Source organism: Streptomyces sp. NPDC055243, assembly GCF_044544025.1.
Taxonomy (GTDB): domain Bacteria; phylum Actinomycetota; class Actinomycetes; order Streptomycetales; family Streptomycetaceae; genus Streptomyces.
The window spans coordinates 157,337-169,046 of sequence record NZ_JBITWR010000002.1 but is presented as its reverse complement, the minus strand read 5'-3'; the positions used below and the strand labels follow the sequence as shown (position 1 = coordinate 169,046).

At 69.6% G+C, this 11,710-nt stretch carries 12 protein-coding genes; 9 read left to right on the top strand and 3 right to left on the bottom strand.

Annotated features, from left to right (window positions below):
• The first annotated feature begins 84 nt into the window (after positions 1-84).
• The 6 genes from ACIGXX_RS05700 (at position 85) to ACIGXX_RS05675 (ending at position 6,565) form a co-directional block, all read left to right on the top strand.
• Complete coding sequence (locus tag ACIGXX_RS05700; protein ID WP_399973076.1) at positions 85-1,074, top strand: pyridoxal-phosphate dependent enzyme; 990 nt, start codon at positions 85-87, stop codon at positions 1,072-1,074.
• A gap of 80 nt (positions 1,075-1,154) precedes the next feature.
• Complete coding sequence (locus tag ACIGXX_RS05695) at positions 1,155-1,982, top strand: Rossmann-like domain-containing protein (RefSeq protein WP_351158425.1); 828 nt, start codon at positions 1,155-1,157, stop codon at positions 1,980-1,982.
• Entirely contained in the window at positions 1,979-3,280 is a 1,302-nt protein-coding gene (locus ACIGXX_RS05690) for an MFS transporter (protein WP_399973072.1), read from the top strand. The genes ACIGXX_RS05695 and ACIGXX_RS05690 overlap by 4 nt, the downstream gene beginning before the upstream one ends.
• 196 nt (positions 3,281-3,476) lie before the next feature.
• The gene (locus ACIGXX_RS05685) at positions 3,477-4,619 is read left to right on the top strand and encodes an iron ABC transporter permease (RefSeq protein WP_366462129.1); all 1,143 of its coding nucleotides are present in this window, start codon (positions 3,477-3,479) and stop codon (positions 4,617-4,619) included.
• 82 nt (positions 4,620-4,701) lie between these two features.
• Positions 4,702-5,481: an ABC transporter ATP-binding protein gene (locus tag ACIGXX_RS05680; protein WP_366462166.1), complete on the top strand. Its 780-nt coding sequence runs from the start codon at positions 4,702-4,704 to the stop codon at positions 5,479-5,481.
• Between the two features lie 61 nt (positions 5,482-5,542).
• Positions 5,543-6,565 (top strand): ABC transporter substrate-binding protein, encoded by a 1,023-nt coding sequence (locus ACIGXX_RS05675; RefSeq protein ID WP_399973068.1) that lies wholly within the window; start codon positions 5,543-5,545, stop codon positions 6,563-6,565.
• Between the two features lie 39 nt (positions 6,566-6,604).
• Here the strand turns inward: ACIGXX_RS05675 and ACIGXX_RS05670 are convergent, their stop codons facing one another.
• A complete protein-coding gene (locus ACIGXX_RS05670; protein WP_351158414.1) occupies positions 6,605-7,096 on the bottom strand; it encodes a MarR family transcriptional regulator in 492 nt (163 codons plus the stop codon).
• A 120-nt stretch (positions 7,097-7,216) separates the two neighbouring features.
• Between ACIGXX_RS05670 and ACIGXX_RS05665 the strand changes: the two genes are divergently transcribed.
• The 3 genes from ACIGXX_RS05665 (at position 7,217) to ACIGXX_RS05655 (ending at position 9,753) form a co-directional block, all read left to right on the top strand.
• A complete protein-coding gene (locus tag ACIGXX_RS05665; RefSeq protein ID WP_351158413.1) occupies positions 7,217-7,627 on the top strand; it encodes an organic hydroperoxide resistance protein in 411 nt (136 codons plus the stop codon).
• Positions 7,628-7,730: 103 nt separating this feature from the next.
• Entirely contained in the window at positions 7,731-8,192 is a 462-nt protein-coding gene (locus ACIGXX_RS05660) for a hypothetical protein (protein ID WP_351158411.1), read from the top strand.
• Between the two features lie 232 nt (positions 8,193-8,424).
• Positions 8,425-9,753: a M28 family metallopeptidase gene (locus ACIGXX_RS05655; protein WP_351158409.1), complete on the top strand. Its 1,329-nt coding sequence runs from the start codon at positions 8,425-8,427 to the stop codon at positions 9,751-9,753.
• A 78-nt stretch (positions 9,754-9,831) separates the two neighbouring features.
• On the opposite strand, the gene msrB is transcribed toward ACIGXX_RS05655, so the two are convergent.
• Together msrB and murC are read right to left on the bottom strand one after the other, a co-directional pair.
• Positions 9,832-10,239 carry a peptide-methionine (R)-S-oxide reductase MsrB gene (msrB, locus tag ACIGXX_RS05650; RefSeq protein ID WP_249587096.1) on the bottom strand — a complete coding sequence of 136 codons (408 nt, stop codon included), beginning with the start codon at positions 10,237-10,239 and terminating at the stop codon, positions 9,832-9,834.
• Positions 10,240-10,284: 45 nt separating this feature from the next.
• Entirely contained in the window at positions 10,285-11,682 is a 1,398-nt protein-coding gene (murC, locus tag ACIGXX_RS05645; RefSeq protein WP_351158406.1) for a UDP-N-acetylmuramate--L-alanine ligase, read from the bottom strand.
• Between the last annotated feature and the right edge of the window lie 28 nt (positions 11,683-11,710).

Sequence of the window (11,710 nt, the reverse complement as noted above, 5' to 3'; positions counted from 1 at the left end):
ACAGCACTAACCGTCTTGACAATCATTTTCATCTAGTGTGATGCTCTCGGCTCGGCGACCGAACACAGGGGGCAGAGGGCTGACATGCACGACCACATAGCCGAAGCGGTGAAGAATCCCGATCTCATATCCCTGGAGCCGGACTTGGTCTGTCTCCGGTTCGAGACGATGAAGATCTATTCGGCTCTGGGGGCCGTCCGTCACCTTCTTGATTCGGGTGCCGTGAAGCCGGGCGACACCCTCATCGACAGTTCGAGCGGCATCTACGCACAGGCCCTGGCACTCGCCTGTCACCGCTATGGAATGAAGTGCCACATCGTGGGTTCCACGACCGTGGACCACACCCTGCGCATTCAGCTGGACATACTCGGCGCCACGCTTGAACAGGTGCGGCCGTCGAAGAATCTCCGGCTCGACCAGGAGCTGAGGGTGCGGCGCATCGCCGAGATACTCGAGGCGAATCCGTCGTACCACTGGATGCGGCAGTACCACGACAGCATTCATTACTACGGCTACCGCGACGTGGCCCAGACGATCGACACCGAGGTCCCCCAGGGGCCGCTCGCCCTGGTGGGCGGGGTCGGCTCAGGGGCCTCGACCGGCGCCATCGCCGGATATCTGCGGGAAGCGGGCCGCGATGTCTCACTCGTCGGCGTGCAGCCTTTCGGCAGCGTCACCTTCGGCTCGGAGCACGTGGCCGACCCGGACATGATCATCGCGGGTATCGGCAGCGCCATCGCTTTCGAGAACGTCCGGCACGACGCCTACGACCGCGTGCACTGGGTGAATTTCGACTGCGCGGTGTCCGGCGCGGTATCGCTCCTCAGAACCAGCGGCATCTTCGCCGGTCTCTCCGCCGGAGCCGCCTATCTGACGGCTCTCTGGGAACAGCGCCGCGACGATTCCCGTACGTACGTCTTCATCGCGGCGGACACCGGTCATCGCTATGTCGAGAGCGCTTACGCACACCACGCTTCGGCGCCGGACATCGACACCTTGAAGCCGCATGAAATCACCTCGCTCGACGAGCTGAGGCATCCCTGGTCGACCACTTCCTGGCGCGATCTTCCCTGACGGCGATCCTCCCTGACCGCCAGCTTCTCTGGCAGCGATCTTCCCTGACCGCCTCCACCATCACACCGAAAGAACTCCCCATGTCTCTCCCCGAGCCGCGCACGCCCCACAACGTCGCGGAGCTCGTCGACGCCGTCCTGGCGGGCGACTACGGCCCCGATCCCAAGGACCTCTCCGTCACCAGCGCGTTCTGGCTGTACAACACCACCCGCCTCGCCGGCAGCCAAGTGACGTACCACAACCACTACTTGCTGCTCCGGGTCGGCACGGCCTTCGGCGCCTGCTCCTTCGAAGCCGGTGAACTCTCCCCGGACTTCTGCGAGAACGCGTCGGGCCACACCCTCGACAAGCTGCTGCGCGCCGAGTCCACCCCCGTCCGCATCGCCGCGCTCGACGCCTACCTCGCGCAGGTGAGCCCGCACCGGGACGCCGCCGACGCCGAGCGCGTCACGCTGCCCACCGGCACCCCCGAGGTCCGGGCGAAGGCCCGCGACGCCGCCATCGCCGGGCTGCTGGACATCGAGCCGGGCGCGAAGGTGGCGCTCATCGGCGTGGTCAACCCCCTCGTCGCGGCGATACGCGAGCGGGGCGGCGTCTGCCTGCCCTGCGACCTCAATCTCCGTACGACCCAGTGGGGCGACCAGATCACCGACGACATGACCGAGGTCCTGAAGGAAGCCGACGCCGTGGTCGCCACCGGCATGACGCTCAGCAACGGCACCTTCGACCTGATCCTCGCGCACTGCCGCGAGCACGAGGTGCCGCTGGTGGTGTACGCGCAGAGCGGCAGCGCAGTGGCCCGCGCGTTCCTGCCCGCGGGAGTCACCGGGCTCTCCGCCGAGCCCTTCGCGTTCTCCCAGTTCAGCGCCGACGAGACGCCGCTCTACCGCTACAAGGAGGCGGCGTGAGCGTCGACTCCAAGGGCTCGGCCCCGGGCCCCGGCATGTCGAAGACCTCCAAGTCGAAGACCTCCGAGGAGAACTCCTCCGAGGACGCGCTGCCGGGCGACCTGCGAATGGCCCGTGCGCTGTGGCCCGTCCTGGTCGCGTCCGCGGTCGGCCTGCTGCCCTTCACCGTCTTCAGTACGTATCTTGTGCCGATGGCCGAGGACGCCGACAGCAGCGTCGCCACGCTGGGCGGCCTGCGCGGACTCGGCGGTCTCGCCGCCCTGTTGGTGGGCACCGCGCTCGCCCCGCTGATCGACCGGGTGCGCAAGGAGTGGGCCGCCGCGGGCGGTCTCGCCGCGCTCGGCGTCTCCGCCGCCCTCGGCGCGAGCGGGGACTTCATCCTGCTCGCCGTGTTCTGCCTGCTCGTCGGCGCCAGTACGTCGGTCCTGAACCCGGCACTGACCGCGGCCGCCGCCGACCGCTTCGGCTCCGGGAAGGCCGCGGGGCGCGCGGCGACGCTCGTCACGGCCACCCAGTCGATGACCGCGATGCTGGCGGCGCCGGTCATCGCGCTGCCCGCGCTGTTCTGGGGCTGGCAGGGCGACCTGTTCGCCGTGACCGGGGTGTCGCTGCTCCTCGCCGCCGTCTTCTTCGTACGCGGCAAGGACAAGCCCGTCGAGGAGAAGGGTGAAGCCCAACGCCTGGGCTACATCGCCTCGTTCAAGGCGCTCGGGGCGATCCCCGGTGTCGTGCCGCTGCTGCTCATCGCGCTGCTGCGCACCGCCGTGTTCATGGGCTACCTCTCCTATCTGGCGGCCTACTACGACGACCGGTTCGAACTCGACCCCGGGCTGTTCGCGTTCGTGTGGACGCTCAGCGGCGCGTCGTTCTTCGTGAGCAACCTCCTCACGGGGCGGATCACGAACTCCGCCGAACCGAAGATCGGCACCGAGCGGATGCTGGCCATCGGCCTGGTCGCCGCGCTCGTCTCGGTCGTGGGCTTCTACTTCACGCACTGGCTGCCGCTCGCCCTTGCGATGACGTCCCTGCACGCGGCCAGCCACGCCGTCGTGGCCGCGTGCGTGGTCAGCCTGCTCGTGCGGCGCTGCGGGACCCAGCGGGGCGCGGCCCTGAGCGTGAACGCCGCGGGGATGAGCCTCGGGGTGTTCGTGGGCGCGGGCCTGGGCGGCCTCGGGCTCGGACTCGCCGGATATCCGGGGATCGCGGCGGCCTTCGGGGCGCTGGTCGTCGTGGCGCTCGTCGCGGCGGGGCTCGTGCTGAGGGCCGGACCGGTGGAAGAGGCGGAGCCCGCGGGCTGAGCGGCCCGCTGGGAGGGCCGTGGTGGAACCCCCCGCGGGCCGGTGGGGGCTGGTCGCGCCCACGCGTCGGAGCCGTATATGTCACAGCCTCGCGCCCCCTGCGGGGCGCGACACGCGCCGACTTCGTCGATCCCTCCCAGCCCCTCGCTTCTCCCAACGCATCCGCCCCCACGCCGACTTGAAAGGACCGACCGCCATGCCTCCACCCGCGCTCTCCGCCACCGCAGCCGTCGTCACGGCGCCCGACGCACCCCCTCCCGAACGGCCGGCCAGGGCCAAGGGCATACGGAACCGACTCTCCTCCCGGGCGGGCCTGGCGGCGACCTGCGCCGCGCTCCTCCTCGCCCTCCTCGTCTCCGTCGTCGTGGCCATCGGCCTCGGCTCCGCCGTCGTCCCGCCGGGCGACACCGCCCGGCTGCTGTGGGCGGCGCTGAGCGGCGGGAGCATCGACTCCGACGAGGTGACGACGTATCAGATCATCTGGCAGATCCGCACACCGCGCGTGCTCCTGGCGGCACTTGTGGGGGCGGGCCTCAGCGCGGTCGGCGTCGCCATCCAGGCGCTGGTGCGCAACGCGCTCGCCGACCCCTTCGTCCTGGGCGTCTCGTCCGGGGCATCGGTCGGCGCGGTCGGCGTCACGGTGACGGGTGGGCTCGCGGCGCTCGGCATCTACGCGGTGTCGGCGGGGGCGTTCATCGGCGCGCTCGTCGCCTCCGTCCTCGTGTACGTCGCCTCGGCGAGCCGCGGTGGCGGGCTCTCGCCGCTGCGGCTCGTCCTGACGGGCGTGGCGATGGCGCTCGGCTTCCAGGCCGTGATGAGCGTGATCATCTACTTCGCGCCGGACAGCGAGGCGACCAGCATGGTCCTGTACTGGACGATGGGCAGCTTCGGCGCCGCGAGCTGGGGCGCGCTGCCCGTCGTGGCCGCCTGCGTACTGCTCGGCCTGGCCGTGCTCTACCGCTACAGCAGGGCCCTCGACGTCCTGGCGCTCGGCGACGAGACCGCGACGAGCCTGGGCATCAGCCCCGACCGGCACCGCAAGGGCCTGCTCCTGCTCGCCTCGCTGATCACCGGGGTGATGGTCGCCGTGAGCGGGGCGATCAGCTTCGTCGGCCTGGTCATGCCCCATCTCGTACGCATGGTGGTCGGCGCCACGCATGCGCGGGTGCTCGCCGTGGCGCCGCTGGTCGGAGCGGTGTTCATGGTCTGGGTCGACCTGGTGTCGCGCACCCTCGTGGCGCCGCGCGAGCTGCCGCTCGGGGTCATCACGGCGCTCGTCGGGGTGCCGGTGTTCATCGCGCTGATGCGGCGCAAGGGCTACATGTTCGGGGGCCGTTGAGATGAAGCCCACGGAACCCACCGAAGCCGCGGCACCCGCGGCGCCCATGGAGCCCGTGGAACCCGTGGAACCCGTGGAACCCATGGATCTCGTACTCGATGGCCTGTCCGTGACCATCGACGGCAAGCTCCTCGTCCGGGACCTGTCCCTGGAGGTGGGCGGCGGCCAGATCGTGGGCCTGGTCGGCCCGAACGGCAGCGGCAAGTCCACCGCCCTCAAGTGCGTCTACCGCGCGCTGCGCCCGAGCTCCGGCGTGGTCAGGGTGGGCGACGACGACCTCTCCCGGCTTGCGCCGCGCCGCAGCGCGCAGCTCGTCGCCGCGATGGCCCAGGACGGCGCGGTGGACCTCGACTTCACGGTGGAGGAGGTCATCGCCCTGGGCCGCGCGCCCCATCTGCGCGGGAACCAGGCACTCAGCGAGCGCGAACGTGACCTGTGCGCGCGGACGATGGCCCGTCTCGACCTGACCCGCCTCGCCGACCGCGGGGTCCTCACCCTCTCGGGCGGGGAGCGCCAACGCGTGCTGCTCGCACGGGCGTTGGTGCAGGAGCCGCGGATTCTGGTGCTCGACGAGCCGACCAACCACCTCGACGTACGCCACCAGATCGAGCTCCTCTCGCTGTTGAAGGGCTCGGGCCTCACCGTCCTCGTGGTCCTGCACGACCTCAATCTCGCGGCGGCCGCGTGCGACCGCATCGGGGTCCTTTCCGGCGGCGAGCTGGTGGCCGCCGGAACGCCGCACGAGGTGCTCACCACGGGACTCGTCGACGAGGTGTTCGGCGTCAAGGCCAGCGTGATCAGCCACCCCCTGACCGGCGACCCCCAGCTTCTCTACGCACTGACCCCGTCAACTCCCCTCTGACCTCAGCCCACCTCAGCCCACCTCTGACTCCTCTGACCCCTCTGAAAGGCACCACGACGTCATGCTCAGAACACCACGTACATCCGCCGCCGTCGGCTCCGCGCTCGCCGTCACCCTGCTGCTCGGCGGCTGCGGCGCGGAGGTCGACGCGGACTCCGGGAAGTCCGGGGACTCCGCGGGCTCCAAGGCGTCCGAGAAGGTCACCGTCAAGCGCTGCGGTGAGCCGGTCACGTACAAGACCCCGCAGCGCGCGGTGGTCTACGAGGGCGGCAGCGCGGACAAGATGTTCAGCCTCGGCCTGACCGAGCACGTCCACGGCTATGTGATGCCTCCGGCCAACCCGCCGGTCAGCGAGTCCCCTTGGGCGTCGGAGTACGCCAAGGTGAAGATGCTCAGCGACGACCTGCTCAACAAGGAGCTCGTCGTGGAGGCCAAGTCCGACTTCGTCGTCGCGGGCTGGAACTCGGGCTTCAGCGACCAGCGGGGCATCACCCCGGAGATCCTGGACAAGCTCGGCGTCCAGAGCTTCATGCACACGGAGAGCTGCTTCAACTACCCCAAGTACCCGGAGAAGGTAACCCCGTTCAAGGCGCTGTACTCGGACCTGGACCGCCTCGGCAAGATCTTCCAGGTCGAGAAGAAGGCGGACGAGGTCGTGGGCGGCCTCAAGAAGCGCGTGGCCGCCGTCGAGTCCAAGGCGCCCGAGGGCGACCCGGTCCCCACCTTCCTCTACGACTCCGGCACCGACCAGCCCTTCACGGCGGGCAGCCAGGTCCCGCCCAACGACATCATCAAGACCGCCGGCGGCAAGAACATCTTCGACGGCCTGGACGAGCGGTGGACCCAGGTGAACTGGGAGGCCGTCGCCAAGGCCGAGCCCGAGGTCATCATCATCTTCGACTACGGCGACATGCCCGCCAAGAAGAAGATCGAGTTCCTGAAGAAGTCCCCGCACACCAAGGAACTGCCGGCCGTGAAGAAGAACAACTTCTTCGTCCTCGACTACAACGAGGGCATCAGCGGCCCGCGCAACATCGACGGCCTGGAGAAGTTCGGGAAGTACGTGCGGGAACTGAAGCGGTAAGGGTCCGCCGGTCCGCCCTCCCCCGAAATCCCGGTCGCCTCACTGAGCCTCGTCCAGAGCTCCCGTGAGGCGGCCGAGGAGGCCCTGGAGGGTGATGATCTCCTCGACGGTCATCCCGGTCGACTCGAGGATGCGGCGCGGGACGGGCAGCGCGCGCTCGCGCAGCTCGGTTCCGGCATCCGTCAGCTGCACGGTGACCGAGCGCTCGTCGGCGGCGCTGCGCTCACGCCGTACGAGGCCCGCGGTCTCGAGGCGCTTGAGGAGCGGCGAGAGCGTGCCGGAGTCCAGGCGCAGCCTCTCGCCGATGGCCTTGACGGGCTGCGGGCCGTGTTCCCAGAGCACCAGCATGACCAGGTACTGGGGGTAGGTGAGGCCCAGGTCCTTGAGGGCATCGCGGTAGACGCCGCCGAAGGCGCGCGAGGCGGCGTGCAGCGAGAAGCAGACCTGGTGGTCGAGGCGCAGGAGCTCGGCGTCGTCGGGCACGTCGGGCATCTCGCGTCCGTGGGGCAGGGCGGTCGGCGATGACGTCATGGGTCCAGGGTACCTGGCACGCGCCACTAAGTTGTGCACAACTAAATCGTGTGCAACCATTGCGGCAGAGCGAACGAATCCCGTTCTTCTCGTTCTTCGACCGAGGGAAGAGGACACCCCATGAACGCGCTGTACACCGCCGTCGCCACCGCCAACGGCCGCGAGGGCCGCGCCGTCAGCTCCGACGGTCAGATCGACCTCGCGCTCGCCATGCCCCCGGCCCTCGGCGGCAACGGACAGGGCACGAACCCCGAGCAGCTCTTCGCCGCCGGGTACGCGGCCTGCTTCGCCAGTGCGATGGGGGCGGTCGCCCGCGAGATGAAGGTCGACACCAAGGACGTCTCGGTGACCGCCGAGGTCTCCATCGGCAAGGACGACACGGGCTTCGGGCTCGCGGTCGTGATGCGCGTGGAGCTGCCGGACTCCCTGGCGGGCGAGACCGGGCAGCAGCTGGTCGAGGCGACGCACGCGTACTGCCCGTACTCCAAGGCCACGCGCGGCAACATCGAGGTCGAGCTCGTCATCGAGTAGTCCCGCGAGGGGATCGAACAGGAGAGGGCCGGACGGCGGGTACCGTAGAGGTACCGATCTCATGGGCCTCCTGGTGGGCTGCGTGAACCCCAGGAGGCCCAGCATGACGACGAACCGCGGACGCAAGGACGTGATCCGCAACCGGATGACGTCGACCGGAGAGTCGTACAACGTCGCCGCCCGCAATCTCAAGGCGATGAAGGACATGGGCGCCACCCGCGAGGCCGTCGTCACGCAGCGCTGGCAGCCCGCCGAGACCCTGGACGTGCCGTGCCCCTGCGGCGGCACCTGCGAGCCCGGCGAGAAGTGCGACCGCTGCCACGCCCGCCACCGCCACGTGGCCCGCTACCCCGGCAGCCGCACCGAGGTCGAGACCTGGGCCGACCGCTACGACTGCATGGGCTGCGCGTCCTCGTACACGATCCTGGTCGTCCTGCCGGGCCGCCCGTGGGGCATCACCGAGACGGTGATCCAGGGCGGCTCCGCCGAACCGGTGATCCGGGCCCGGGTCTTCCCGGGCGTGAAGCATCCGCTGCTGCGTCCGGAGACGCCCGACGAGGACTGAGTCGGACCGCCTGCACGCGTGTCCGGTATCCGAAACTGGCTGACCGGCATCTGACCGGTTTCCTCCCTTGACGGCGGGTCGACGCACCCCCAATATCAGGCAACGCACTTCGCGCCACTCACCTCACTTCAGGCTCAGCGCAGCTCAGTACAGCTCCAACGCCCTGCGGCATCCGCGTCGCAGGGCGTCAGTACGTTCCGTCCCCCTTGCTGTTCGGAATCCGGAGCCCCACATGAAACTCTCCAGACCCTCCCTTCCTCGCACCCTGAGACGGGCCACCGCCGGCGTCGCCGCACTCGCCGCCGCCGGGCTGATCGCCGCCACCGCGCCCGCGGCCCTGGCAGCCCCGTCCCCGACGCTCGCGGCCCCCGACATCCCGCTCGCCAACGTCAAGGCGCACCTCTCCCAGTTCCAGTCCATCGCCACGGCCAACGGCGGCAACCGCGCCCACGGACGCCCCGGCTACAAGGCCTCGATCGACTACGCGAAGGCCAAGCTGGACGCGGCCGGGTTCACCACCACCGTGCAGCAGTTCACCTCCAGCGGCGCCACCGGCTACAACCTCATCGCGGACTGGCCGGGCGGCGACCCGAACAAGGTCCTGATGGCGGGCGCCCACCTGGACAGCGTCTCCTCGGGCGCCGGCATCAACGACAACGGCTCGGGCTCGGCGGGTGTCCTGGAGACGGCGCTCGCCGTGTCACGAGCACAGCTCGAGCCGACGAAGCACCTGCGGTTCGCCTGGTGGGGCGCGGAGGAGCTGGGTCTGGTCGGGTCGAAGTACTACGTCAACAACCTTCCCGCCACGGAGCGTTCGAAGGTCTCCGGCTATCTGAACTTCGACATGATCGGCTCCCCGAACCCGGGCTACTTCGTCTACGACGACGACCCGGTCATCGAGAAGACCTTCAAGGACTACTACGCGGGCCTGAACGTCCCCACGGAGATAGAGACCGAGGGCGACGGCCGCTCCGACCACGCCAGCTTCAAGAACGTGGGCATCCCGGTCGGCGGCCTCTTCACCGGCGCGAGCCGTACGAAGTCCAGCGCCCAGGCCCAGAAGTGGGGCGGCACGGCGGGCCAGGCCTTCGACCGCTGCTACCACTCGTCCTGCGACACCACGGCGAACATCAACGACACCGCCCTGGACCGCAACAGCGACGCTATCGCCCACGCCGTCTGGACCCTCGGCACGGAGACCCCCGTCCCGCCCGGTGACTCGTACGAGAACACCACGGACGTCGCCATCCCGGACAACGGCGCGGCCGTGACCTCGACGGTGAACGTGACGGGCCGCACGGGCAACGCCCCGGCCACCCTCAAGGCGGACGTCGACATCCGGCACACCTGGCGCGGTGACGTGGTCGTCGACCTGCTGGCCCCCGACGGCACGGCGTACCGCCTGAAGAACTCCAGCAGCAACGACTCGGCGGACAACGTGATCGCGACGTACACGGTCAACGCGTCGAGCGAGGTGGCGAACGGCGCCTGGAAGCTGCGGGTGCAGGATGTGGCGGCGCAGGACACCGGCTACATCAACAGCTGGAAGCTGACCTTCTAGAGCACCTGCGCCACGAGCACGTACGACGGCGCCCGGCAGCGTCTCTCCGCTGCCGGGCGCCGTGATCGTGATCGGTGGCTAGCCTTCTTCGGGCGCCAGCGTCAGCGAGATCGAGTTGATGCAGTACCGCTGGTCCGTCGGCGTCGCATAGCCCTCGCCCTCGAAGACGTGACCGAGGTGCGAGCCGCACCGCGCGCACCGGACCTCCGTGCGCACCATGCCGTGCGAGGAGTCCTGGAGCAGCTCGACCGCGTCCGTGTCCTTGGGGTCGAAGAAGCTCGGCCAGCCGCAGTGCGACTCGAACTTCTCTTCCGAGGTGAACAGCTCCGCGCCGCACGCGCGGCAGGAGTAGACGCCCTTGGTCTTGGTGTCGGTGTACTCGCCCACGAACGCGGGCTCCGTGCCGGCCTGGCGCAGCACCGCGTACTCCGAGGGGCTCAGCTCCGCGCGCCACTGCTCGTCCGGCTTCTCGACGTCGTACGACATGAGACTGAACCCCTTACTGCTTGGATGTGCTGCTTCGACCTACGGCTACGGCTTCGACAGCTCTGCCAGAATCTGCGGGCCGAGGTCCGTGACGTCGCCCGCTCCCATGGTGAGAACGAGATCACCGGGGCGTGTCATTCCCGCCACGACCGCCGCGGCCTCGCTCTTGTCGTGCACGGCCCTGACGTCGGCGCCCGCCGCCACGGCCGCGTCGATGATCAGGGCGCTGGTGATGCCGGGGATCGGGTCCTCGCGGGCGGGGTAGATGTCGAGGACCACGGAGGCGTCCGCGAGGGCCAGGGACTGGCCCATCTCCTTGCCCAGCTCCTGGGTGCGGGAGAAGAGGTGGGGCTGGAAGAGGACCAGGAGGCGCGAGTCGCCCGCCGAGGAGCGCATCGCCTCCAGGTCCGCGGTCATCTCGGTGGGGTGGTGCGCGTACGAGTCGATGACCTGGACGCCCTTCGCCTCGCCCTTGAGCTGGAGGCGGCGCTTGACGCCGGTGTACGAGCCGAGGGCCGACGCGAGGTTGTGCGCGGGGATGCCGAGCGCGATGCCCGCGGCCAGGGCGGCCACCGCGTTGTGGGCGTAGTGACGGCCGGGGACCGAGACGGTGAAGGTCAGGAACTTGCCGTTCAGGATCACCGTGACCTCGCTGGTCAGACCGCGCGGGGTGATCTTGTGGATGCGCAGGTCGGAGCCCTCGGACTCGCCGTACGTGACGACCTTCAGGTCGCCCGCGTCGCGCACGCGCTTCGTCAGCTCCGCCGCGCCCGACTGGTCCGCCGCGATCACCAGGGTGCCGCCGGGGACGATCTTGCCGACGAAGGTCTCGAAGGACTCGTAGATCTCGTCCATCGACGCGTAGTTGGCGTGGTGGTCGAGCTCCACGTTCAGGACGATGGCGACCTCGGGCGCGTACTTGTGGAAGCTGCGGTCGCTCTCGTCCGCCTCGGCCACGAAGATGTCGCCGTCGCCGTGCAGCGCGTTCGAGCCCGGGGCGTCCAGGTCGCCGCCGATGGCGTACGAGGGGTTCAGGCCCAGGGTGGAGAGGGTGACCGCGAGCATCGACGTCGTCGTGGTCTTGCCGTGCGTGCCGGCCACCGCGATCGGGCGCAGGCCCTCCATGAGGGAGGCCAGGGCGTCCGAGCGGTGCACGACCGGAATGCCGAGCTCCGTGGCGCGGGCCAGCTCGGGGTTGTCGGCGCGGATCGCGGACGAGACGACCACGCAGGTCGCGTCGGACGCGAGGTGCGCGGCGTCGTGGCCGATGTGGACCGTGGCTCCCAGGGTGCGCAGGGACTCGGCGGTGGCCGACTCCCGCGCGTCGCTGCCCGCGACCTTGGCGCCGCGCTGGGCCAGGATCTTGGCGATGCCCGACATTCCGGCGCCGCCGATGCCGATGAAGTGCGGTCGGTCCATGGCGGTGGGCAGGCCGGGTGCCATACGTGTGTCTCCCCAAGAGTCCAGAAGT